Annotated in this window: 19 protein-coding genes and 1 pseudogene; 7 read left to right on the top strand and 13 right to left on the bottom strand. The window is 35.8% G+C overall.

Annotated elements, in window-relative coordinates; all coding sequences use genetic code 11:
* The first annotated feature begins 19 nt into the window (after nucleotides 1-19).
* Both era and der read left to right on the top strand, forming a co-directional pair.
* On the top strand, nucleotides 20-901 hold the full coding sequence (gene era / locus EKL99_RS04865) for a GTPase Era (RefSeq protein ID WP_126452863.1): 882 nt from the start codon (nucleotides 20-22) through the stop codon (nucleotides 899-901).
* A 272-nt stretch (nucleotides 902-1,173) separates the two neighbouring features.
* The gene (der, locus tag EKL99_RS04860; protein ID WP_126461959.1) at nucleotides 1,174-2,484 is read left to right on the top strand and encodes a ribosome biogenesis GTPase Der; all 1,311 of its coding nucleotides are present in this window, start codon (nucleotides 1,174-1,176) and stop codon (nucleotides 2,482-2,484) included.
* Nucleotides 2,485-2,613: 129 nt separating this feature from the next.
* Here the strand turns inward: der and EKL99_RS14515 are convergent, their stop codons facing one another.
* Both EKL99_RS14515 and EKL99_RS04850 read right to left on the bottom strand, forming a co-directional pair.
* Nucleotides 2,614-2,757, bottom strand: coding sequence for a hypothetical protein (locus EKL99_RS14515; protein WP_231507373.1), 144 nt, complete (start codon nucleotides 2,755-2,757; stop codon nucleotides 2,614-2,616).
* 112 nt (nucleotides 2,758-2,869) lie between these two features.
* Nucleotides 2,870-3,622: a DUF2490 domain-containing protein gene (locus tag EKL99_RS04850; RefSeq protein WP_126461962.1), complete on the bottom strand. Its 753-nt coding sequence runs from the start codon at nucleotides 3,620-3,622 to the stop codon at nucleotides 2,870-2,872.
* A 627-nt stretch (nucleotides 3,623-4,249) separates the two neighbouring features.
* Here EKL99_RS04850 and EKL99_RS04845 point away from each other — a divergent pair.
* Nucleotides 4,250-7,072 (top strand): T9SS-dependent M36 family metallopeptidase, encoded by a 2,823-nt coding sequence (locus EKL99_RS04845; RefSeq protein ID WP_126576497.1) that lies wholly within the window; start codon nucleotides 4,250-4,252, stop codon nucleotides 7,070-7,072.
* Nucleotides 7,073-7,331: 259 nt separating this feature from the next.
* On the opposite strand, the gene EKL99_RS04840 is transcribed toward EKL99_RS04845, so the two are convergent.
* The 7 genes from EKL99_RS04840 to EKL99_RS04810 all read right to left on the bottom strand — a co-directional run bounded on the left by EKL99_RS04840 (nucleotide 7,332) and on the right by EKL99_RS04810 (nucleotide 14,134).
* Nucleotides 7,332-9,875 carry a TonB-dependent receptor gene (locus tag EKL99_RS04840; protein WP_126576496.1) on the bottom strand — a complete coding sequence of 848 codons (2,544 nt, stop codon included), beginning with the start codon at nucleotides 9,873-9,875 and terminating at the stop codon, nucleotides 7,332-7,334.
* A 242-nt stretch (nucleotides 9,876-10,117) separates the two neighbouring features.
* Nucleotides 10,118-10,531 carry an Rrf2 family transcriptional regulator gene (locus EKL99_RS04835; RefSeq protein ID WP_126576495.1) on the bottom strand — a complete coding sequence of 138 codons (414 nt, stop codon included), beginning with the start codon at nucleotides 10,529-10,531 and terminating at the stop codon, nucleotides 10,118-10,120.
* Nucleotides 10,532-10,718: 187 nt separating this feature from the next.
* Complete coding sequence (locus EKL99_RS04830; RefSeq protein WP_126576494.1) at nucleotides 10,719-11,504, bottom strand: YgcG family protein; 786 nt, start codon at nucleotides 11,502-11,504, stop codon at nucleotides 10,719-10,721.
* Nucleotides 11,504-11,941: a TPM domain-containing protein gene (locus EKL99_RS04825; protein ID WP_126455359.1), complete on the bottom strand. Its 438-nt coding sequence runs from the start codon at nucleotides 11,939-11,941 to the stop codon at nucleotides 11,504-11,506. The genes EKL99_RS04830 and EKL99_RS04825 overlap by 1 nt, the downstream gene beginning before the upstream one ends.
* 149 nt (nucleotides 11,942-12,090) lie before the next feature.
* A complete protein-coding gene (locus EKL99_RS04820) occupies nucleotides 12,091-12,678 on the bottom strand; it encodes a LemA family protein (protein ID WP_126576493.1) in 588 nt (195 codons plus the stop codon).
* A gap of 69 nt (nucleotides 12,679-12,747) precedes the next feature.
* Nucleotides 12,748-13,080, bottom strand: a complete 333-nt coding sequence (locus EKL99_RS04815; protein WP_126576492.1) for a MerR family transcriptional regulator — start codon at nucleotides 13,078-13,080, stop codon at nucleotides 12,748-12,750.
* A gap of 76 nt (nucleotides 13,081-13,156) precedes the next feature.
* Nucleotides 13,157-14,134 carry a M23 family metallopeptidase gene (locus tag EKL99_RS04810; protein ID WP_126461980.1) on the bottom strand — a complete coding sequence of 326 codons (978 nt, stop codon included), beginning with the start codon at nucleotides 14,132-14,134 and terminating at the stop codon, nucleotides 13,157-13,159.
* A gap of 338 nt (nucleotides 14,135-14,472) precedes the next feature.
* Between EKL99_RS04810 and alaS the strand changes: the two genes are divergently transcribed.
* From alaS to EKL99_RS04790, 4 genes and pseudogenes are all read left to right on the top strand, one after another.
* Nucleotides 14,473-17,166: an alanine--tRNA ligase gene (gene alaS, locus EKL99_RS04805; protein WP_126576491.1), complete on the top strand. Its 2,694-nt coding sequence runs from the start codon at nucleotides 14,473-14,475 to the stop codon at nucleotides 17,164-17,166.
* A gap of 90 nt (nucleotides 17,167-17,256) precedes the next feature.
* Nucleotides 17,257-17,586, top strand: a pseudogene (locus tag EKL99_RS04800) (GxxExxY protein).
* A 26-nt stretch (nucleotides 17,587-17,612) separates the two neighbouring features.
* Nucleotides 17,613-18,563, top strand: a complete 951-nt coding sequence (locus tag EKL99_RS04795) for a GSCFA domain-containing protein (protein WP_126576490.1) — start codon at nucleotides 17,613-17,615, stop codon at nucleotides 18,561-18,563.
* 2 nt (nucleotides 18,564-18,565) lie between these two features.
* Complete coding sequence (locus EKL99_RS04790) at nucleotides 18,566-19,186, top strand: DUF4230 domain-containing protein (RefSeq protein ID WP_126562723.1); 621 nt, start codon at nucleotides 18,566-18,568, stop codon at nucleotides 19,184-19,186.
* A gap of 104 nt (nucleotides 19,187-19,290) precedes the next feature.
* Here EKL99_RS04790 and EKL99_RS04785 read toward each other — a convergent pair whose 3' ends face one another.
* The 4 genes from EKL99_RS04785 to EKL99_RS04770 all read right to left on the bottom strand — a co-directional run bounded on the left by EKL99_RS04785 (nucleotide 19,291) and on the right by EKL99_RS04770 (nucleotide 23,616).
* Nucleotides 19,291-21,048 (bottom strand): aromatic amino acid hydroxylase, encoded by a 1,758-nt coding sequence (locus tag EKL99_RS04785; protein ID WP_126576489.1) that lies wholly within the window; start codon nucleotides 21,046-21,048, stop codon nucleotides 19,291-19,293.
* Nucleotides 21,049-21,420: 372 nt separating this feature from the next.
* A complete protein-coding gene (locus EKL99_RS04780) occupies nucleotides 21,421-21,918 on the bottom strand; it encodes a hypothetical protein (protein ID WP_126576488.1) in 498 nt (165 codons plus the stop codon).
* A 99-nt stretch (nucleotides 21,919-22,017) separates the two neighbouring features.
* Nucleotides 22,018-23,178 (bottom strand): esterase-like activity of phytase family protein, encoded by a 1,161-nt coding sequence (locus EKL99_RS04775; protein ID WP_231507372.1) that lies wholly within the window; start codon nucleotides 23,176-23,178, stop codon nucleotides 22,018-22,020.
* Between the two features lie 36 nt (nucleotides 23,179-23,214).
* On the bottom strand, nucleotides 23,215-23,616 hold the full coding sequence (locus EKL99_RS04770; RefSeq protein ID WP_126562216.1) for a group III truncated hemoglobin: 402 nt from the start codon (nucleotides 23,614-23,616) through the stop codon (nucleotides 23,215-23,217).
* Nucleotides 23,617-23,652 lie beyond the last annotated feature (36 nt).

Below are 23,652 nucleotides of genomic sequence, written 5' to 3'. Positions count from 1 at the left end.
ACAATAAATTATATTAGAAATGTCACATAAAGCAGGTTTTGTAAACATCATAGGAAATCCAAATGTTGGGAAATCAACATTAATGAATGCCTTTGTTGGAGAACGATTGTCCATAATTACTTCAAAAGCACAAACAACACGCCATAGAATTCTTGGAATTGTAAACGGGGAAGATTTTCAATTGATCTTGTCAGATACGCCAGGAATTATAAAGCCTGCCTATGAAATGCAGGCATCTATGATGAATTTTGTGAAGTCTGCTTTTGAAGATGCTGATATCTTGATTTATATGGTCGAAATTGGAGAGCAGGATTTGAAAGATGAAGCTTTCTTTAATAAAATTATTCACGCCACAATCCCGGTTCTGCTTTTATTGAATAAAATTGATACTTCAAACCAAGTGCAGCTAGAAGAGCAAGTTGCTTTTTGGGCAGCGAAAGTTCCAAACGCAGAAATTTTTCCAATATCTGCTTTGCAGAATTTTAATGTGCCGGAAGTTTTTGGACGTATCATTGAGTTATTACCGGAATCACCGGCGTATTACCCGAAAGATCAATTGACAGACAAACCAGAACGTTTCTTTGTGAATGAAACCATCCGGGAGAAAATATTATTGAATTATAGTAAAGAAATTCCATACGCTGTAGAAATTGTTACCGAAGAGTTTTTTGAGGATGAAAATATCATCAGAATCCGTTCTTTGATTATGGTGGAGCGCGAAACTCAAAAAGGAATCATCATCGGACATAAAGGAGCTGCTTTGAAGAAAGTAGGAATGGAAGCTCGTGCCGACTTGGAGAAGTTTTTCGGAAAACAAATCCATATTGAATTGTACGTAAAAGTCAACAAAAACTGGCGTAGCAACGTTAATATGTTGAAACGATTTGGGTATAATCAATAAGTTCAGTGTTCAGTTTATTAGCGCTCAGCTCTAAAAACTTTTCGATAAATAATATTAGAATTCGAAATGCCCTAGCCCAGATGGGAACGGCATCCTTTTATGTTTTTCTTTAAAACATAAAAGATAGAGTGGACAGCTGGAAATAGCTCCTAAAAAGGCATTGAAATTTAGTTTGAAGGCGTGCAGTTAGTGTGCTTTTTTGCTGAATACTCAAAACTGGTCACTACAAACTAAAAAAAGCATACCTTTGCAAAATATTTGAAAATAGGATTATGAATAACATTGTTGCGATAGTAGGAAGACCTAATGTAGGGAAATCAACCCTTTTTAATAGGCTGATACAAAGAAGAGAAGCTATTGTAGATTCTGTTTCGGGAGTGACCCGTGACAGAAACTACGGAAAAAGCGAATGGAACGGAAAAGAGTTTTCTGTAATTGATACCGGCGGATACGTGCGTGGTTCTGATGATGTTTTTGAAGGAGAAATCCGTAAACAAGTCGAACTTGCAATAGATGAGGCTGATGTTATCATTTTTGTGGTAGATGTAGAGGAAGGAATTACTCCAATGGATGATGCCGTTGCACGATTGTTGCGTAAGGTGACAAAACCAGTTTTACTGGCTGTAAACAAGGTAGATAATTCCATGCGTGAGAAAGATGCGATTGAGTTTTACAACCTTGGTTTAGGAGAATATTATACGTTTGCCAGTATTTCAGGAAGTGGAACTGGTGATTTATTAGATGCATTAATTGATGCTTTTCCTATAAAACCAGAGCCAACTCAGGAAGAAGTTGTATTGCCTCGTTTTGCAGTGGTTGGACGTCCTAATGCTGGAAAATCAAGCTTTATCAATGCTTTAATTGGTAAAGACAGGTATATTGTTACAGATATTGCGGGAACAACTCGGGATGCAATTGATACAAAATTTGACCGTTTTGGTTTCGAATTTAACTTAGTGGATACTGCGGGTATTCGTCGTAAAGCGAAAGTGAAGGAAGATTTAGAGTTTTACTCAGTAATGCGTTCGGTTCGTGCGATTGAGCATGCGGATATTTGCATTTTGATTATTGATGCCACGCGTGGATTTGAAGGTCAGGATCAAAGTATATTCTGGTTGGCTGAGAAAAACCGTAAAGGAGTTGTAATATTAGTAAACAAATGGGATTTAGTCGAAAAAGAAACGATGTCAACTCGGGATTATGAAGCTAAAATCAGAGAAGAATTGATGCCATTTACGGATGTGCCTATTCTTTTTGTTTCGGCTTTGACCAAACAGCGTTTGTTAAAAGCATTAGAAGCAACCGTCAAAGTATTTGAAAACAGAAAACAGCATATTGCAACTTCAAAATTCAACGAATTTATGTTGAAAGTGATTGAAGCCTACCCGCCACCGGCAACAAAAGGGAAGTATGTAAAAATTAAATACTGCATGCAGTTGCCAACACCTACACCACAATTTGTGTTTTTTGCTAATATGCCACAATATGTAAAAGAACCATACAAACGTTATCTGGAGAATAAAATTAGAGAAAACTGGGACTTTTCAGGCGTTCCAATCGATATTTATATCAGAGAAAAATAAAAAAAATCCCGATTTTATCGGGATTTTTTTTGCATAAAATGGATTTGAGCAATTAACGTTTTTCTTCTTCAAAAGTTTCCGTAGGATGGTCACTGTACCAATATTTGAATGTTTTTATAGTTTTAATCGTCAGCTAGAACGGTGTAAACCATAAATAGGATTGCAATGTCGGATCATTAAAATTGGCAAAGGAATAGTGGTTTGACATAAACCGGCAAATACAAAAACGTAAATGGTGGTAAACCACACGAGTTTAATTGCGAAATTTTTCATGGCTATATTTTTTAATTAAAGACACATCTTAAATTCTAAATATTTAGTTAATACACTTGTAATCAATACTTAAAATGTAATTATTTAGTATTTTTGTAAAAATATATACGTACTAATAGTTCTTTCGGTTCTTTTTTTGGAGTCTTATTTTATGCAATATACTGAATCGGATAATATTTCTATTGAAATAATCAATTCCGTTGGATCGCTGCTGAAAACTGTTTAAATAGCCCAATTCTAAAGCAATATTCGGATTAAAACCATATTGCAGAGCGATGTAAATTCGGTTTTGGTCAAACGTATTTTTGATGATTTTTTTTCCAAAATTAACCATTACTTCATCAGATAATATTGCTTTGACAAAGTGTTTTTCTTTTTTCCAAAAGGTATAATCCCCTTGAAGTCTATATCTGAACCTCCATGAAAACGAGGTTCCCGGCGATAAAGCAGTCTTGCTAGCGTTATGAATAAAACGTTCTTCTAATTGAAAACGTTGATGGAAAGTTACTTTACCTATGATTTTTTTCCATGTAATGTCCTGTTGCCCTCTATATTCCGGGATTTCAAAATCAAAATTAATTTCAGGAACCTGCGTGTCAACAGAGAAATAAGCAAAACCGACTCCAGTTTCCAGATGATCATTAATTTTATAACGTCCTTGAACACGAATAACATATAAATTTTCAGCTATAGGCTTTACAAAAAGACGATTGTCAAATTCAGAATGCAGAGACCACTTCTCGTTTAACGATAATTGGTTGTAATAGCGTGTCCAAAGAATACTTTGATGATCCACTATTTTGCTGCTTTGTCCTTGGCAGCCCAGTGACACAAATAAAAACAAGATAATTCTAATGGTTTTCACTAAATTTTATTTCAATTAAGGCAAATTTAAACAAAGTCTAGTATTTCTATAGGAGATATTTTATTTTATTTTATGAAATATTTTAAAACTGGTATGCATTCAAAATAAGGTACTAACAATCTGGTTATAATTAAGTGAGTTAATGTTTTTGTAAGTAATTCATCAATACTTTTTTACTTCGTTATAGTGCAGGTAAAACTTATGAAAACTTGGGTGTAGAACCTAGTGGTTTTATGTCATTTGTACTCATTGAGGCCAAGTATATAGCTGTTTAACACTGTTGCATTAGATATGGATAGCATTTTGTAGTCTTCAAAACAGTATAAATCAGTTTGTTTTTAAAAGAAATAAAACGGATAGGTAAGTTTAGCCTTTAGTTTTAATCGCTAGAATTTTTAATCGCCTAAAATTGCCTTTTATAAACGTGTACAAATATGTTTTTGGCATTGCTGAAAAATATTTTTTTCTTTTATTTTAGTGTAATAAATTGCTATTTACCTGATTTTTTACGTTTAAATATAAATTATTAGTTTTTTATTTCAAATTATACGCTAAAATTTATTAAATCAAATTTCATAATTTACATTCGTTTTAGATTTGAATTAAGTAATTAAAAATCTGCTAATTATGAGAAACCTTTACTCTGTTTTTTTGTTTTGTTATTTTTTAACACTGAGCACCATAGGTCATGGTCAAGATAAAAAAGATATTATAAAAAACTATCTGCTTGTGAATTTTGCAAGTTTAAATTTATCTGCTACAGATGCCAATCAATTTACCATAACCAGTTATGGGACGCTTAAAAACTCGGATTATTTAATTGCGTATCTGCAACAAGAGGTAGGAGGGGTTAAAATTGCAAATACAGCAGCCACAGTGCTTTTAAAAAACAATGTGGTTACTAGTTTTAAGCATACTTTTGTGAAAAATATATACGGAAACATCAGTAGTAGCAATGCTAGTTTGACCGCAGCTCAGTCCGCACGAAAGGCGTTCAGTGAGTTAGGATTGAGCAATACTGCCGGAGTTAGTGTAGTGAATTATGCTACTAAATCAGATCTTAAGCCTTCGGAGCTAGAGACAAGCAATTTTGAAGCTCCATTAAATTATTTTAAGAATTCTACCGGTACTTTCGTATTGTCCTATGAGATTATTGTTAAAGATCCAGCCTCGCATTGGTGGCAAACAAAGATCAATGCTTCTAATGGGACACTTTTAGAGAAATCCGATTTAATGATCAGTTGTAATTTTGATATACCTGTTGTAACTGATGAGAAACCTGTGAATCAAAGGAGTCACAAGAATCACAGCCATAGCTATGAAAAAGACAATCTTTTTTTTAATTTTAAAAAAGATAGTAAAAATGTTATTGTACTCGATTCGAAATCTAATGTAGCACTTTCTGCTACGGATGGATCTAAATACAATGCTTTTCCTTTGGGTGTTGAGACTCCCAATCATGGCAGCAGGACTATGATTAATAATCCAGCACGTATCGGTACACAAAAAACAGGAAGTGCTGTCCCTTCACCGGAAGGCTGGCATGAATTTGGTGGAAAAATAGAATCCAAGACGGTTGGTAATAACGTCCAGTCCTATGAAGATGGGGGCAAGATTAACGGGTCAGCGACCGAAGATTCTTTTGCTGCGCCCAGCAGTATAGGTACGCTGAGTTTTGACTACCCTTTAGATTTAGGCAAGGCTCCGATAGCCTATCAAAAAGCTGCAATTGTCAATTTATTTGTTTGGAACAACTACATGCATGATGTTTCCTATGCCTATGGTTTTGACGAAACGAATGGGAATTTCCAGGAGGGTGATTACGATCGTTTTGCTGGACCTACCAGCGCAACCATTAATGATTGGGATGGAGATGAAGTACAGGCTGAAGCTCAGGACGGTAGTGGGCTTAATAATGCTAATTTTGGTACTTTGATTGATGGATTTGAGCCAACAATGCAAATGTTTTTATGGGGCGCATCTCCTTTTGGGGAGTTTCTTGATGTCATTCCTCCAAGTGCAACTGAACTTCGGAAATCATATGCATCCGTGCGCTTTCCATTTGTAGCTATTCCTAGAGAAGGGGATCCTTCTATTGACAGCAGATTAGTTCTTGTAGAAGATGACGGGACTCCATGGGTTTCAACTAACTCCACTCCCCCCGGTACACCAGCGCAGAGTCCTGATCCTAGGGATGGATGTACAGCTTATACAGCTGCTGGTGCGGTTGCAGTTAAAGGTAAAATTGCTGTTGTCATCCGTGGTAATTGTCCATTTGTTGATAAAATTACAATAGCGCAGGACAATGGTGCTATTGGTGTCATAATCATTAACAACGCTCCAAACGCTGGTCCAGTAAATGGAGGCGGTGTACCATACAAAACGATTACAATCCCCACAGTAGGTTTGTCTTTTGAGGACGGAAAGATATTACTAGACAAAATGGCAACAGAACCTGTTTTCGGTCGGTTAGTTGACAGAGGTCCTCTTGCTAATTTGATCAATAGAGATGGTGATTTGGATCAAGGAATAATTGCTCATGAATATGGGCATGGAATATCAACACGGTTAGTTGGAGGTCGAAATCGTTTTGATTGTTTATTGAGTCAAGCTTATGAAGAGCAAATGGGAGAAGGTTGGTCTGACTTTTTTGGACTTATAATGACCCAAAAAATAAACGATACCCCCGAACAAAAAAGAGGGATTGGAACCTATGTACAGTTTCAGGGTATCGAAGGGCCTGGTATACGTCCTTCTCCATATTCTACTGATATGTCAATCAATGATTATACTTATGCTGATATTGCGAATCCTGCAATAAGCGTACCTCATGGTGTAGGATTTGTTTGGTCAACTATGATTTGGGATATGTATTGGGCTTTTATCGGTAAGTATGGTTTTGATCCGGATATTTATTATGGTACAGGTGGAAATAATATGGCTATCCAATTAGTAATGGATGGTTTAAAATTAATTACATGTGGTAATGTTGGATTTGTAGAGGGAAGAAATTCAATTATACAGGCTGATGCTGTGCTCTATGGTGGTGCAAATGAATGCTTGATACGTGCGGTATTTGCCCGACGAGGGGTTGGGGCTTTAGCGCAACAAGGAACCTCAGAAAGAAGGAATGATCAGGTGGAAGATTTTACTGTTAACGTTCCTTTAATAGGGGTTTGTGGTAATTTAACCCTTTTGGACAACACAGAAATTTTATTCAGCATTTATCCTAATCCAATGAGTTCTGAGCTGTTTATCAGATCAAATAAAAATGCGGGGAAGGCTGTAGTCTCTATATTTGATATGAACGGAAGACAATTAATAGAGTCTAAAATGGACTTAGGTTTCCAATCTAGGGTAGACACGGGTAATCTGGTTCAAGGGGTTTATATTGTCACTATAAAATTAGAAGATGGTACAAGCTACAGTCAGAAGTTAATTAAAAAATAAGAACCTTCAATGGTTTTTTCAATGAGCCTATGTATATTGAACTGCCCTCAAAAAGTTAGTCGCTTTTTTGGGGCAGTTTTTTTGTATAACAAATGCCGCACAAAAAAAACAGAGTATATGCTGCTTTAGAGGACAAAATAGTTCAACATTAAAGGTTTAAAAATGTAAAATAATTAATACGGTTAGTTTTATTTGCATATCTAGCACAATCAAAACTCAGTTTTACTGGTGCTGTTATGCTTGTTTATATTTAGTGCTACTATAACGAATAACGAAGTGTAATACCATACGTTCTTTGATCGCCTAATACCCCTGCATATTGTCCTGAATTTCCACCCGCCGGTAATAGTTGTTCGTAGTACTCTTTGTCTAAAAGGTTACGTCCCCAGAATTGTACCGACAAACCATCTGTTGCCCGGAAACCTACACGAGCATTAAATAAGGCATAACCCTGAACGACTAAATATTTTGAAGCTGATGGACTAGAAGAGAATTCAGAACGGGCATAAGAATCGATTCCAAAGAATATTTTTCCTGTATTTCCAAAAAATTTGGCATTATCTGAAAGTTCACCTCCTAAAGATCCTGCCCATTTTGAAGCACCAGGTAAAGCAGTTCCGGAAACATCTTTAAAGGATACTGCTGCTCCTGTTTGTTCTAACGGAAGGGGTGCATTTATAAATTTGACATATTTACCGTCTGTATAGGTCGCTGCTCCATTGATGGTTAAATGTTTGTTGATTACAAAACTGGCGTCTAATTCTACCCCTTTTACCTCTACTTTATCTGCATTGGCAAGATAGCCACGGTTTATACCTAATTCAGCGGCCTGTACATTGGTTTGAAAATCTTTGATATCGGTATTAAAGAAGGTAAAATTGAATATTGAGTTTTTAAACGGTGCTGTTTTTACTCCAATTTCATAATGATTTACTTCTTCCGGTTTAATTACTGCAAGTTCAAGAATTGGTTGCCCGGCAAGAGTAGGTAATCCAGCTACGTTTACTCCAACGGGTTTGTAGCTTTTTGCAAAAGTCGCATACACATTAATCTTGTCAGTTGCTTTAAAAGAAACGGTTATATTTCCAGAAAAATTAATATTATTAGTATTAGATAAAAAAGACTGATCCGTATAAACTAATTTTTTCAAGGCAATTAAGGCTGGATCATTCGTTTGAAGTCCTCCATATGTGATACGGTTGTAAGTAGCGTCTTTTTTGTCAAAATTATAACGTAAACCTGGTAATACATGTAAACGTTCTGTTATTACCCAGTCTAACTGACTAAATACTGCCGCACTGGAAGCTCTAATGCGGGCATCGGTTTTGATCCCATATCCTTCAAATAGGCCAGGTGTCTTCCATAAATTACTGGTAGTACTTTGCGCAAATCGCCATTGTGCATTACCGGATTCTTCTGTACCATCTGTTTGTGATGTTTGGTCAATAAAAAATAAACCTACTACACCGCTTAATTTTGAGGTAAGCTGACCTGCATAGCGTACTTCTTGTGTTATTTGTGTCTGTCTGGTTGGGTTTTGCGATTTGGCTAATACTTGTAATCCTGTAAAATCCCTATCGTTTGATGGATCCCAAATCCAAAAACGCCAAGCTGTTGTTGCCGTTAGTGTACCGTTGCCAATTTTTGTATCTACATTAAGAGATATTCCTCCCATATCTTGTCCTGAACGCCATGCCGTATCGTGATCAATTTTACGGTCAAACGCGTTTAAACTTGGCAATTGATAATTCAAATCAGCAATAATAGCATCAAATTGACGGTAAGCCGTTCTTTCTGTTGGTGCGACACCCGCAACTACCTGAGCATATCCATCTGGACGTTGTATTGTGATATCTGCAGCTAATATGATATTTGTTCTTTCAAAAGGAGTATAAAGTAATTGTCCTCTAATTCCTTGATTGTTTAATGTGTTTGTAGGTTTTTCAGTAACAACATTATGGATTAAACCGTCACGTTGCGTACCGGAAAATGAGATTCGACCGGCGATTTTTGAACTCAAAGCTCCAGTAACCGAAGCTTTAGCTTGCAAAAAGTTGTAATTTCCGTAGGTTACTTCAAAGGTAGCATCTGATATAAAACTTGGTTTACGTGTAGTAATGTTAAAGGCACCCGAAGTGGTGTTTTTACCAAACAATGATCCTTGTGGACCACGCAATACCTCAATTTGTTCGACATCGATAAAATCTAAAGTGGTTGCAGCTGGACGTGCATAATAAACGCCATCAACGTAGAAACCAACACCCGGATCGATTCCGTCATTTGTAAGTCCAAAAGGAGAACCTAGGCTTCGAATATTAATTCCGGTATTCCTGGGGTTTGATGAATACAATTGAACGGATGGGACAAGTTCTTTTATGCGATTAACGTTAAAAGCTCCAGATTGTTCTGCCTGTTTTCCCGTTATTACGGAGATTGCAATTGGCACATCTTGTACTTTCTCTATCCGGCGTCTTGAAGAAACGACCACCTCGACCAATACATTTTCTTCAGTAAGATTTATTTGTAATGTAGATATCGGTAAGGAAGTAATTTCTATTTCTGCGGTTTTATATCCCACATATTGAACTAAAAGAGTTAAAGGGAATTTTCCTTTCGAGTCAATCGTAAATTTTCCGCTAGAATCTGTAATTGTGTTAGAAGTTGTTTCTTTTAGTACAATATTTGCGGCTTCTAATGGTATGTTTAGGTTTGTTGTAATTACACCTTCAATGTTTTGCGCAAATGATATTGTGAACGTTAAAACGGATAGTATTACAAGGGTATTATTTATATAATTTTTCATTTAAAGTAAGTATATGTAATTAGTAGAATTTAATTTAAATTTTTTTACTAACACATACACATCATTTGAGAGCTCTTTTTTGTAATTATAATTAGTTGATTTTTGCGAGATTTTCTATTCAAAAAAGCAAACTTACTTCGGTACGTTTTCATACTTTTAAATTTGTATTGTTAATGATATATTAAATTCGAGGCAAATATATAATTAATTCTATAAAATTAGTAGAGTTTAAATAATATTTTTTATTTTTTTACCAATGAAGCAATAGTGATGCCTTCCATAGCCTTTAAAGTTTCTTCTCTAATACTAATCAATCCTTGTCTTAGTAGGCATTCCGATTCATTAACGCAATCAGAACAACGTTCGTAAAAATTCAATGAGGCACAAGGTAGCAGGGCAATTGCACCATCAAAAAGCCTGTGAATATCGGCTAAAGTAATGTCATTTTTAGATTTTAAAAGATAATAACCGCCAAATTTCCCTTGTTTGCTCCCTACGAAATGGCCACGCTTTAAATCCAATAGAATCTGTTCCAAAAACTTTTTTGGAATAGAGGCTGCCTCGGCAATTTCGATAGTTCGAGAAATATGGGTTTCTTCTTGTTGCGCTAAAAACAGCAGTGCTTTTAGCGCATATTTGGCTTTATGTGAAAGCATGTAATGTCATTGATTGGTTAATTTGGCTACTAATTTGGATTATTGCTATTCTGTAAATAGGTTTCAAAAAAATGAGCTAAATTATTGGTATTTAAAAAGAAATCTACTTTTTTGGGTTGGGTATTAATCACGGTTGTATTTGTTTAATAAACAAGGTTTTAATGCGGAAACACATCCCAGCCCTAAGTTACCAACTACCACTTGATCCGCCACCAGAGAATCCCCCGCCACCAAAACCGCCACCAAAACCACCTCCAGAAGAGCCTCCACCGCCAAAACCGCCGCCACCTCTGCCACCGGCAAGACTGCTTAAAATAATGACATCGAGTAGACTTGGACCTCCGCCACCGGAATTTCCACCCCCTTTATTTCGGGATATTAATACCAGTATCACGATCACAATAACTATAATAGGAAGGATCGGGAATTCTTTTTCTTTTGGTGTTTGTTTGCGAACACCTTTGTATTTGCCTTTAAAAACATCAATTAAGGCATCTGTTCCTTTGTCTAATCCACTGTAATAGGTTCCTTTTTTAAATTCTGGAATGATTATATTCCGGATTATTTCTCCACCAGTTCCTGCGGTAAGCCTGTCTTCTAGACCATAACCAGGGTTTATTGCAATTTTTCTTTCGGTTTTAGAGAGTAAAATAATGACACCATTGTCTTCTTTTGCAGTTCCTCCAATTCCCCAAGTTTGTGCCCACCGGGTAGCTAATTGACTTACATCTTCCCCTTTTAGGCTTTCTATAGTGATCACTACAATTTGAGTTGTGGTAGAATCAGAGTATTTAATCAGTTTTTCTTCTAATTGTGCTTTTTCTGTGGCACTTAAAACCTTGGCATAATCGTAAACAGAGGTTTGTAACGTTGGTTTTTCAGGTATGGTAAATTGCGCAAAACTAACTTGTGTAAATAACAGATAAACAAACAACTTTAGGCAAATTAGGGTATTCTTTTTTTGTAATAGCATTATCCTTTAGATATTTCGTTTGATAATTCATTCGTGTCTCCCTCTTGCCAAGGAAAATAACTTTGTAATTGTTCACCGGCTCTGGTGATTCCGTCAATAAGTCCTTGCTTGAAATTCCCGGTTTTAAACTGAACGACCATTAGATCCCGTGTACAATTCCAAAAGTCATCTTGAACAACATCATTGATGCCTTGGTCTCCACAAATTACAAATTGGTGATCATCAACAGCTAAATATATTAAAACACCATTTTTAAGTTCGGTTTCATCCATTTTAAGTTCATGAAAAACGTCTCTGGCTCGTTCATACGCATCCATGGAAGTTGTTTTTTCTATGTGAACTCTAATCTCACCAGAAGTGTTTTTTTCAGCCATGCGAATAGCTTCAACAATCTCCTGTTCGTTTTCCGGGGTTAATAATTCTGCTACTTTTGACATTGAAATATTTTTGAGTTAAGATTAACGATTTTTGATTTCAGAATTGTTGAACCTGAAATCAAAAATTGTTAATTTTTAAAGGTTTTTTCTTTAATTTAAATTTATTTTATTTTGACTTCTAAAAAGATAAAAAGTCTAATAATCTAACTTTAGAATTTTACTTCAACAGGTGCATCCGCTCCCTCAACAGCAGTAAAATATGCTTTGTCTTTGAATCCAAACATTCCTGCAAATAAGCTGTTTGGAAACGTTTTAATGTGTGAATTATAAGGTTTAACTGCTTCGTTAAAACGCGTTCTTGCTGTTAAAATTTGATTTTCTGTGCTAGCTAATTCATCTTGTAATTTCAAGAAATTCTGGTTGGCTTTCAGCTCAGGATAGCGCTCTACTGATACTAACAATCGAGACAAAGAACTACTTACACCACTTTGTGCTTTGTTGAATTCAGCTAATTTTTCCGGTGTGATGTTCGTTGGGTCAATAGTAGTTGAGGTAGCTTTGGCACGTGCCTCAATAACAGCAGTCAAGGTACTTCTTTCAAAATCAGCAGCACCTTTTACAGTATTTACTAGATTTCCAATCAGGTCATTTCTTCTTTGGTACGCCGTTTGTACATCTCCCCACGATTGTTCTACTGTTTGGTTCATTGTTACCGCAGTATTATTAATCCCTTTGATCCAGCTGTACATACCAATAATAATAACTCCTACGATAATCCAAGGCAAAAATCTTTTCATCTTTGTTTAATTTAATGTTTGTTGTTTAATTTTAATTGTAAATAGTGGGATCCCTGTTTTGTTTTGGGATTACAATTCGTTTTTAATATTTGTTAATTGTGTGCGTATCGTTTCTAATTTCCGGATTATTTCAAAATTATCCAAAGCCTTCTTTTGTCCTTCCTTCAAATGGGTTTTAGCCCCTTCCAGCGTAAAACCTCTTTCCTTGACTAAATGATAGATCAATTGCAAATTAGTGATATCCTCTGGTGTAAACATGCGATTGCCCTTGGCATTTTTTTTTGGTTTCAAAACATCAAATTCATTGTCCCAAAAACGTATCAGCGAGGCGTTCACGTCAAATGCTTTGGCTACTTCGCCAATGCTGTAATATCTTTTATCTTTAGAAAGTTCAATGTGCATATTTTTTATTTTAATCTTTTCTGAACACTTCTTTTATAAACTGTTACGACTGAATACAGAACACTTTGTTAAAGGATTAATCTAACGATTGATTCTCTTGATTCGCTAATTGTGCTATAGCAACATACTCTACTGCCGAAATGTTTCCATAATAAAAATTAAGCGGATTTACCACTTTGTTATCTTTATGAACTTCATAATGCAAGTGCGGTGCTTCAGATCTTCCGGTACTTCCCACATATCCTATTACATCTCCGCGTTTTACACGCTGTCCAGCTCGTATTTTATATTTACTCAAATGCGCGTATAATGTTACGTATCCAAATCCATGCCGAATTACAATATGATTTCCATATCCAGAGGCCCTATTGTCGGCGGTTATTACAATTCCGTCTCCAGTGGCATAAATTGGAGTTCCTGTTTTGGCCGTAAAGTCCATTCCCTCATGCATTTTTCTTACTTTTGTAAACGGATCTGTTCGATAACCAAAACCAGATGCCAGTCGTTTTAAATTTTCATTTCGCACTGGCTGAATGGCAGGAATGGCAGACAAAAAATCACTTTTAGCATCTGCCATTTTCAAAATGACATCCAGTGATTTGGATTGAATGGCGAGTTCCTTACTTAATACATCAATTCTTTTGGTGGTATTCAGTACCAACTGGGAATTGTCATATCCCTCTAGTACTTTATACCTGTTTATTCCCGGTAATCCCGCTTTCCGGACAGAGTCAGGAATTGCTGTTTTATTGAAATATACCCGATACAAATTATTATCTCTGTCTTCAAGAGCCTCAACTACGCTATTTACCTGATCCATTTTTTTATTTAAAATCGCATAATTCAATCTTAAATTTTCAATTTCACGAGCCTGCAACCGATCTTTAGGCGTTTCAAAATAAGGGGTGTTCAATAATACAATAAAACTCAAAAAACCAAATAATATCGAGGCCAGCAAAAACAGAATGATAACACCAAATTTTCTTCTTTTTCGAGTTTTTATTTTCCTATACGCTAAATTTTCAGAATCGTAATAATATTTTACTTTCGACATATTTTAAAATACCCTATTTTTGCACACTGTAAAAGGTTAGACGAACAAATTTAAGAAATGTTTCATTTGTTACACCCTTTTTTCAATAATAAATAAAATAATGTGCCTATTCCAGCTATTTGTTGCAAGTTCTCGTTTATACATTTTTTTTCTAATGAGCTAGCAGGAGCTTCCTTCGGTCGCTCTGCCACCTCAAGAAAAAATAAATGTATAAATCTCGAAGCTTTTCACTACTATCTGGGGCAAAAGAAATTAAAAGATTTAATGATTAAAAGATTGAAAAATTCAATTCTAACTAATCTTTAAATTTTTGAATCTTTAAATATTTAAATAAAAAAATGAAATCACAAGACGTACGCAAACAATTTCTAGATTTTTTCGCATCAAAGGGACACTTAATCGTTCCATCGGCACCCATAGTTCTCAAGGATGATCCAACACTAATGTTCAACAATTCAGGGATGGCCCAGTTCAAAGAATATTTTCTAGGTAACGGAACTCCAAAAAGCAACAGAATTGCTGATACGCAAAAATGCCTTCGTGTTTCAGGAAAACATAATGATCTGGAAGATGTAGGTTTTGACACCTACCATCACACCATGTTTGAAATGCTGGGAAACTGGTCTTTTGGAGATTATTTCAAGAAAGAAGCTATCAACTGGGCATGGGAACTTTTGACAGAAGTCTATAAAATTCCAAAAGAAAACTTATACGTATCCGTTTTTGAAGGTAATCCAAGTGAAAACGTACCATTCGATCAGGAAGCTTGGGATATTTGGGCGGCATTAATTGACGAAGACCGTATCATTCTTGGAAACAAGAAAGACAATTTCTGGGAAATGGGAGACCAAGGACCTTGCGGGCCGTGTTCAGAAATTCACGTTGACATTCGTTCTGCAGCAGAAAAAGCCTTAGTTTCAGGAAAAAGTTTGGTTAACAATGATCATCCCCAAGTAGTGGAAATCTGGAACAATGTATTCATGGAGTTCAACCGTAAAGCCGATGGTTCTCTGGAAAAATTGCCAGCAAAACACGTTGATACCGGAATGGGATTTGAGCGTTTGTGTATGGCATTACAAGGAAAAACATCCAATTATGATACGGATGTGTTTATGCCACTTATCGAAAAAGTAGAGCAAATTACAGGATTAAAATACACATCAAATTCCGTAGGTACAAGTCGAGACTTGTCCGTACCGAATGCAGATGAGGAAAAAATAAATATCGCTATTCGGGTAGTAGTCGATCACGTTCGTGCGGTTGCTTTTGCTATTGCCGATGGACAATTGCCATCAAACACAGGTGCTGGTTACGTAATTCGTAGAATTTTGCGTCGTGCCATTCGGTACGGATTTACGTTTCTTAATATAAAAGAACCGTTCATCAATCAATTAGTTACTGTTTTAGCGAATCAAATGGGAGAGTTTTTCCCGGAAATCAAATCGCAACAACAATTGGTTACGAATGTAATTCGTGAAGAAGAATCTTCTTTCTTGAGAACATTAGACCAAGGATTGCAATTATTAGAAAATGTGGTTGCCGAAACTAAAGGTTCAACAGTTTCTGGAACAAAAGCGTTTGAATTGTATGATACGTTTGGATTTCCAATTGACTTGACCGCATTAATTCTTAGAGAAAAAGGATTCGAACTGGACGAAGCTGGTTTTAACGCCGCCATGCAAGAACAAAAAAAACGTTCCCGTGCCGCATCAGAAGTTTCTACCGAAGACTGGTTGCTATTAGTTCCAGGAAATGTAGAAACATTCGTAGGCTACGACCAATCAGAAAGTGACGTAAAAATCACTCGCATTCGTAAAGTAGACAGTAAAAAAGAGGGTGTTTTATACCAAATCGTTTTAGACAAGACCCCTTTCTATCCAGAGGGTGGAGGACAAGTGGGTGATAAAGGAACGTTAGTTTGCTCCGCCAGTTCGCTAACGCTCGGGTCTGCAAATGAAACTATCGAAATCATCGATACGAAAAAAGAAAACAACCTGATTTTACATCTTGCAAAAAAATTACCGGAAAATATAAATGCTGGTTTTGTAGCCAAAGTAAATCAAGATTTGAGAAGTTTGTCTTCCAGAAATCACTCGGCGACACATCTAATGCACCAAGCCTTGAGAAGTATTCTTGGAACACACGTAGAACAAAAAGGTTCGCTAGTAAATCCAAACTACTTGCGTTTTGACTTTTCTCATTTTGCTAAAATGACGGAAACCGAATTGCAGCAAGTGGAAGATTTTGTAAATGCAAGAATTCAAGAGCAATTACCACTAATTGAAAGAAGAAATATTCCTTTCGCGCAAGCAGTTCAAGAAGGAGCGATGGCACTTTTTGGAGAGAAATATGGAGATGAGGTTCGTGCGATTAAATTTGGCGAAAGCATGGAATTATGCGGTGGAATCCACGTGAAAAATACAGCTGAAATCTGGCATTTCAAAATCGTTTCAGAAGGAGCGGTTGCTGCAGGAATTCGTCGTGTAGAAGCGATTACAAGTGATGCGGTAAAAGCACATTTTGCTTCGCATGAAAGCACATTGAATGAAGTAAAAATAGCCTTAAAAAATCCTCAGGATATTCTGAAAGCCGTTCATTCGATACAAGAAGAAAATGTCAAATTGACTAAGCAAATTGAGTTTTTGGTAAAAGATAAAGTCAAAAATCTTAAAGCGAGTTTAATCGCTGAGATACAGGAAATTAATGGCGTTCAATTCTTGGCAAAACAAGTCGATTTGAATCCGGAGGGAGCAAAAGATTTGGCGTATGAATTAGGAAATTTAGGAAATAACTTGTTTCTAGTTTTGGCTACAGTGAATCCCGAAGCTTCGGGAGAAAAACCAATGTTGACCTGTTATATTTCTAAAGAATTAGTTGCGGAGAAAAACCTAAATGCAGGACAAGTGGTTCGTGAATTGGGTAAATTTATCCAAGGTGGAGGCGGAGGACAACCATTTTTTGCAACAGCAGGAGGGAAGAATGTCGCAGGAATTCAGCAAGCTTTAGAAAAAGCAATTGAGTTTGTAAAGTAATTATATCGTAATTTTTTTAATATATTGGCGAGAAATAAAAAAATGACTGAAAACGAGATTTCAAAAATTGTTGTTGATGTTTGTTAAAAGATGCACACTAAGTTTGGTCCAGGGTTATTAAAATCAGTTTATGAAGTTGTTTTGTTTTATGAGTTAACGAAAAGAGGACTACAAGTTGAAAGTCAAAAACCACTTCCCGTTGTCTGGGATTAAGTAAAATTAGATATTGGATTCAGAACTGACTTAATCATAGAAAATAAAGTTATTTTAGAAATAAAATCAGTTGAACAAATTGCTAATGTTCATCCAATACAACTTTAAACGTATCTGAAAATTACAGGAATGAAATTTGGCTTGTTAATTAATTTCAACGAACCACTAATTAAAACAGGAATTACAAGAATTGTAAATAACCTTTAACCTATGCGGCTTTGCGAGAAATAAATATGAATTTCAGAACCCAAGTTCCCATTCCTAAAAGTAAGTTTCCTATTGATTATACTTCTAAAATCATGTCTTTGGGTTCTTGTTTTGCGGTAAATATGGCGCAGAAACTGGACTATTTTAAATTTCAAAATAGTTGTAATCCATTTGGCATTTTGTTTCATCCTATAGCGATTGAAAAACTAGTTGATTTTGCTGTTTCCGGAAAGCAACTTACAGAAAGCGACATTTTTTTTTACAACGAACGCTGGCATTGTTTTGATGTGCATTCGGATTTGAGCAGTTCTAGTAAAGAGGAATTGTTAGCTTCTTTAAATGCAATACTGATAGCTATAAAACTGCAATTGCAGCATGTTTCCCATATTATTATTACTTACGGAACTTCGTGGGTATATCGAAATATAGAAAGCAATTGTGTTGTGGCTAATTGTCATAAAGTACCGCAAAAGCTGTTTCAGAAAGAATTACTTTCTGTTGAAGAAATAGAAGAAAGTATAGTAAAGACACTGAAATTAATTCATGTTGTAAATCCTAGTTGCACCATTATTTTTACCGTTTCTCCAGTGCGTCACATCAAAGATGGTTTTGTCGAAAATCAATGGAGCAAAGCCAATATAATTAGTGCGCTTCATGGGACTTTTGACTTTCGACTTTCGACTATAAATTACTTTCCCAGCTACGAAATCATGATGGATGAACTTCGAGATTACCGTTTTTATACTGAAGATATGTTGCATCCCAATCCAGTGGCAATCGATTATATTTGGAAACGTTTCAAGGAAACTACAATTTCTGAAACTGCTTTTGCTACAATGGATGAAGTTTCAACTATTCAAAAAAGTCTTTCGCACAAGCCTTTTAATCCGAAATCTGAAAGTCATTTAAAATTTGAGTCTAAAGTCAGAGAAAAAATCACTAAATTGGAATCAGAATATTCATTTATGAAATTTTAATTATGTTAAGAAGAATAGGTATTACAATAGTAGTTATCGGGGGAATATTTTTATTATTCAAATACTGCGATTTTAAGAAAAACGACGATGAAGATATCCAGTACAACACAAATCTCATTCAGCAACAAATTCTAAATGTTGGAAAATTAGTAGTTACTGAAGGCCATTTCTCCGAAGTGATTACCTATAAAAATCAACAAAAATATTTGTTGGATATGCTTTCTTTTGAGAAAAAAGCATTGGTAATAGTCAATGCTGATGTAACAGTTGCTTATGATTTGCGCCAAATGAAATATGAAATAGATGAAAAAAATAAAACCATCACTATTGTTAGTATTCCAAAAGAAGAAATAAAAATAAGTCCGGATATTGAGTTTTATAACGTAGAACAAAGCAAGCTGAATCCGTTTACGGGAGATGATTATAATAAGATCAATAAATCGGTCAAAGCAAATCTCGCCAAGAAAATAGAAAAATCTTCACTGAAAACCAATGCTCAAAACCGATTAATCAGCGAATTGTCCAAAATATTAATTTTGAGTAATTCAATGGGCTGGAAATTACAATACGAAGGAAAAGTAATCGAAAGCGAAAAAGATTTTGGACAAAAAATTAAATTATAATAGTTTTTTTGTCAGGTTGAGCGCAGTCGAAACCATTTTTATAGCTGTTTAAGCCTATTGAAAAATCTCGACTGCGCTCGATTTGATAAACCTAAATTGGAAAACTAAGCTTTCTCTTTATCAAAAATCAAATCCAAACCACCAGTAATCAAATGTGCTACTTCAGGTCTTTTTTGTTTTAATTGATCGAGATAAACCAATATTTCCTGTAATAATTTAATTTCATTTCTTTCTTTTAGCAGCTCTGTGATTTCAACAGCTAATAACCAATCCTTTGGGTGATTGGTTTGTAAATTTTCGAATATAGGCTTCAAGGGTGTTTCTGTCTCCTTGGTTTCTCTACTATTTCTAACAGTTTGGTACAAAACCTCTAAGTCATCACGTTCTGCGGTATGTTTCGCTTTAATGGTTTTGCTCGAGGGAAGATGCGAAATCAAATCAAAACTATTCACATCTGCAGGGCCTGAAAAAGCCGAAATCACTTTTTTGCCCACAGCCATATCATAAATTCCCCATTCTGGTTGAAACAAAATTGTTTCTCCGTGTGACACAGTACAGTTTTTAAAGCGAATCAAAATAATTTCGCCTTGTAAGTTTCTGGAGCCGGTTATGATTTCACCTTCAACAGTGATGCCACCTTCAAACTCCAGTTTGACCGTTTTAGATTCCAGTATATCGTAGGCATTCAAATCTTTTGGACTCATGTCTTCAATTGCCAGATTGATTCCTAACAGCTTTCCAATAGGGCTCCCAAAACCCTCAGGATGTGTCAAAGTTCCATGACCAACCAGTTCTTTTTGGCGAGAAGCTAAAGCCGTTTTTCCGGTGGTTTGTATATAAATAGGCTTGCCTTCGTGTGCAATTACGGTACTAAAAACGCCCGAAATTTGCAAGCCTGTACTCAATTCAATTGTTCCCAGAGCATTTGAGTCTATCAGTTTTTCTATTCCGGATAAACCGCCTGTTCGGAGTGCCATTTTATTCGCAAATTCCTCTAAAACTAGGTTTAAATAAGCAAATGTTGGTGTGACATAAAGTTGCGGTTGCAATTTTGTGATGTCAAAACTCTGGTTTGCTGCTGATAGGTCATACGGAATTTTATTGACCTCGTTTGTCATGCAGTGCGCACTTTCGCCTATTGAAGATAACAAACCGGCACCATAAATTTTAGGATTTTCTACGGTTCCAATGAGTCCGTATTCGACAGTCCACCAATGCAGGTTTCTAATTTGCGCCATTTCTGATAATTCACCCATATTGTTTTGCAAATCTTCTACCGATTTTTCGGCAGCATCAATAACAGCTTGGGGAGTTCCCTCAGCTTCTTTTACGATGGAAAGCAGTCGGATGGCTTCATACATTTCATAATCCTTATGTGAAGAGAGCGCTTTACAGCCTATTTCGCCAAAACGGCGTAAATATTCCGCATATTCCGGATTAGCAATTATGGGAGCATGACCTGCACCTTCGTGAATAATATCTGGTGCGGGCGTGTATTCTATATGTTCAAGTTGGCGAATGTCAGAAGCAATTACAAGCACATTATAGGCCTGAAATTCCATGAAAGCATTGGGCGGAATAAATCCATCTACCGCAACCGCCGCCCAGCCTATTTCAGTCAGAATGCGGTTCATACCGTACATACTCGGAATATTATCAATCTCAATTCCTGTTTTTTTTAATCCTTCCAGGTAGGAACTATGCGCCACTTTCGATAAATAAGCTACATTTTTGCGCATCACATAACGCCAAACCGCTTGATTTATGGGCGTATAATCGCTATAATCCTGAGGCTTAATGAATTGTTTTAAGTGCTTTGGCAATCGGTCTAATAACGGATTGCTTTCTATAGTTGAGTTCATATCGAAAACGTTGTAGTTCTACTGCAAAAGTACGAATTTCAGGAGCGATTTCCCGCTTTTCATTGCAAGTTTTTGCAAACCCGTTTGTTTTTCTAATGTTCCGGCAGGAGAAATAAAAAGAGGTATTCCTCTTTTCTCCCTTTCCTTTGGAGAGGGTTGGGGAGAGGAGTCGCTTTTTATAAACAAGAAAAATCAAAACGGCTTTCACAAAAAGCTTTTCATTGCAATCGGGGCTAGGGGAGTTGAGGTTTAATTTGAGATTAGATAATTCAACATAATTTAGTTGCGTTCAGTCATTGCGAGGAACGAAGCAATCTCATCAATACATTACACGTACAAAGTCTGCTCAGTTCGTCACACTCTCGCTTAAGCTTATAAAAATTTTAAAGCTGTCAGTACAACAATAGAAATTGCTATGAAAATCCAGTTTTTTATGGTTGGGCTGTATTTCCGTTTGAATTCTATATTATTTAATGCGAATACAATAGCTATAAAAACAAATGTAATTATTCCTATAATAAATATAGAAATTAAATCTAACTCATTAGGATTGCTTTGGTTTAATCGATAGGAGTTAATTATCAATGTTATTATAAGCATAATCCAAGTTATAACACTCATCACCCAGCCTTGAGATAAGTTTTTGATTAAAAGTATTGCTGATGAAATAGCAATAAGTGATAGAATTACTAAAGTTATATTTTTTCTGACAGCCATTTGAACAATGCTATGATGGTCTATTAATGGATTTTTCCACAAAAAAGTATAATATTGATTGCAAGTTAAATAGACAAAAAACCATATTAAAATACCGAGGCAAATCTGAATTCCAGATAGTATAATTTCAAACATTCTCCAATTATGTTTCATTGACTTCCGCTAAATTAAACATTGTGCATTCTCATTTTTGTTGGTACTGAATATGTTCTTTGGCGAACTGGATAGAGGATTGATAGCTATTTTTTGGATTTACTTCTTCACCAACTCAAACACCAAAACCTGCGTTTTTTGTTTATCTGAAAAATTATTATCTGAAATGAAAATAATAGATTGATTACCATTTGCCAATTTTGGACCAAAAGTAAGTCCTTCGATATTATCAATAAAAATTCCCAAATCATCCATGTTAAGTACCAGTTTTTTAGAAGCCAATTCGAATTTTTGATTTTGCAAAGAGCTGTAGTTTTTTATATTAGTTGCTTTTTTTAAATCACACATAAATACTTTAACCGAACAGGCTTGTGTCCCGGTAGAATAGGAGCGTTCCACAACCAGCAATTGGTTTTTACCATAATACTGAATTGCCGAAACGCCATTTACACCAAAAGCACCTTTCGGAACAGGTTCATGAGCAATAGGTTCCAGTTTATAGCCGTATTGAGCGGTGTTCTTTTTTGTTTTGGCATCAAATTGATACAGCCGAATCAAACCGCCTTTGCTAGTATTGGCTTGGTCGCCATCTTCAAATAATGGTTCTTCAATATTGGTATAGACATTTTTATAGTTTTTGTCAAAAGTAATTCCTTCTAAAGTGCCGTTGTTTCGCGGACCTTTTTCCAGTTTCTGCATTTTTAAATTTTCCGGTAAGGTGACATTGCCTAGAAAATCACCTTTTAAATCCATGAAATTTAGAGAAGGATCTTGTAAAACTTCCTTATCTGCTGTTAGCACTCGAGCGCCTTCGCTACTCCAAAGCAAAGTGTTCGTTTTTGGATTGAATCGGATGTCTTCCGGGTCTGCTGAAGTAGTTGGCATGGTATTCCAATTGCCAAACGCTTTCCCAGTTGCATTTTTTAAAGTGGTGACACTTTGGAAATCAATACGTTCAACTTTATTTTCGAGCAAATGAATTTTTGCCGTATAAAATCTTGAATTGTTAAACATGGATCTATCGTCACTGATCAAATAATACAAATCATTCTTGGCATCATAATCGATTCCGGACAATCCGCCCACTTTTGTGTTTTGAAACGTTTCCTCAAAAGGAATTTCAATGGAACTGATTAGTTTTAAACTTGGGGTTGACTTGTTGTCAGCTGTTTGCTTTAAATTGGAACAAGAAATGAGGAAAGCTTGTAAAACGACAAGTAATAATAAATTGCGCATATAATAATTTGTTGCTGTTTGCAAAAAGGAACATATTTTGGATTAAACCCACTTTAAAAACTATGAATTGTCCGTTTGACTTTTCTCAAGATTGCGGAAGTAGTCAATTTTGTAATTAAACATTTCAGCCATATTTTTTGCCCGAAGTTTAGCTTCGTCGGCTAATGGACCAGAAAATAAGTTGTCAGTTGTTTCAGTGAAAATTTGCATCCAGCGGTCAAAATGTTCTTTGGCGACCGGTAATTGTTTGTGTGGTGGAAATGGACTTCCGGAATAGGAATGCACTTCAAGTAAAATAGTTTGCCAAAAGCGATACATTTTTTCTAAATGTTCCGGCCAGCGATTGCCTATTTTTTCGTTGAATATGGGTCCGATAAATTCGTCTTTTTGAACTTTAGAATAAAAAGTATTCACTAGTAATTTGATATCTTCGAATGTGGAAATGTCGTTAAATTGTGCCATAATTAGGTATAAAAAAAGCCTACGCAAAGGTAGGCT

Origin of the sequence: Flavobacterium sp. ZB4P23 (assembly GCF_003970375.1) — a bacterium.
Classification (GTDB): domain Bacteria; phylum Bacteroidota; class Bacteroidia; order Flavobacteriales; family Flavobacteriaceae; genus Flavobacterium.
This window is presented reverse-complemented; position numbering and strand designations above follow the sequence as displayed.

Bases quoted from the DNA above. Each gene is read 5' to 3' on its own strand.
- era (WP_126452863.1), top strand. From the start codon at position 20: ATGTCACATAAAGCAGGTTTTGTAAACATCATAGGAAATCCAAATGTT.
- der (WP_126461959.1), top strand. From the start codon at position 1,174: ATGAATAACATTGTTGCGATAGTAGGAAGACCTAATGTAGGGAAATCA.
- EKL99_RS14515 (WP_231507373.1), bottom strand. From the start codon at position 2,757: ATGAAAAATTTCGCAATTAAACTCGTGTGGTTTACCACCATTTACGTT.
- EKL99_RS04845 (WP_126576497.1), top strand. From the start codon at position 4,250: ATGAGAAACCTTTACTCTGTTTTTTTGTTTTGTTATTTTTTAACACTG.
- EKL99_RS04840 (WP_126576496.1), bottom strand. From the start codon at position 9,875: ATGAAAAATTATATAAATAATACCCTTGTAATACTATCCGTTTTAACG.
- EKL99_RS04835 (WP_126576495.1), bottom strand. From the start codon at position 10,531: ATGCTTTCACATAAAGCCAAATATGCGCTAAAAGCACTGCTGTTTTTA.
- EKL99_RS04830 (WP_126576494.1), bottom strand. From the start codon at position 11,504: ATGCTATTACAAAAAAAGAATACCCTAATTTGCCTAAAGTTGTTTGTT.
- EKL99_RS04825 (WP_126455359.1), bottom strand. From the start codon at position 11,941: ATGTCAAAAGTAGCAGAATTATTAACCCCGGAAAACGAACAGGAGATT.
- EKL99_RS04820 (WP_126576493.1), bottom strand. From the start codon at position 12,678: ATGAAAAGATTTTTGCCTTGGATTATCGTAGGAGTTATTATTATTGGT.
- EKL99_RS04815 (WP_126576492.1), bottom strand. From the start codon at position 13,080: ATGCACATTGAACTTTCTAAAGATAAAAGATATTACAGCATTGGCGAA.
- EKL99_RS04810 (WP_126461980.1), bottom strand. From the start codon at position 14,134: ATGTCGAAAGTAAAATATTATTACGATTCTGAAAATTTAGCGTATAGG.
- alaS (WP_126576491.1), top strand. From the start codon at position 14,473: ATGAAATCACAAGACGTACGCAAACAATTTCTAGATTTTTTCGCATCA.
- EKL99_RS04795 (WP_126576490.1), top strand. From the start codon at position 17,613: ATGAATTTCAGAACCCAAGTTCCCATTCCTAAAAGTAAGTTTCCTATT.
- EKL99_RS04790 (WP_126562723.1), top strand. From the start codon at position 18,566: ATGTTAAGAAGAATAGGTATTACAATAGTAGTTATCGGGGGAATATTT.
- EKL99_RS04785 (WP_126576489.1), bottom strand. From the start codon at position 21,048: ATGAACTCAACTATAGAAAGCAATCCGTTATTAGACCGATTGCCAAAG.
- EKL99_RS04780 (WP_126576488.1), bottom strand. From the start codon at position 21,918: ATGAAACATAATTGGAGAATGTTTGAAATTATACTATCTGGAATTCAG.
- EKL99_RS04770 (WP_126562216.1), bottom strand. From the start codon at position 23,616: ATGGCACAATTTAACGACATTTCCACATTCGAAGATATCAAATTACTA.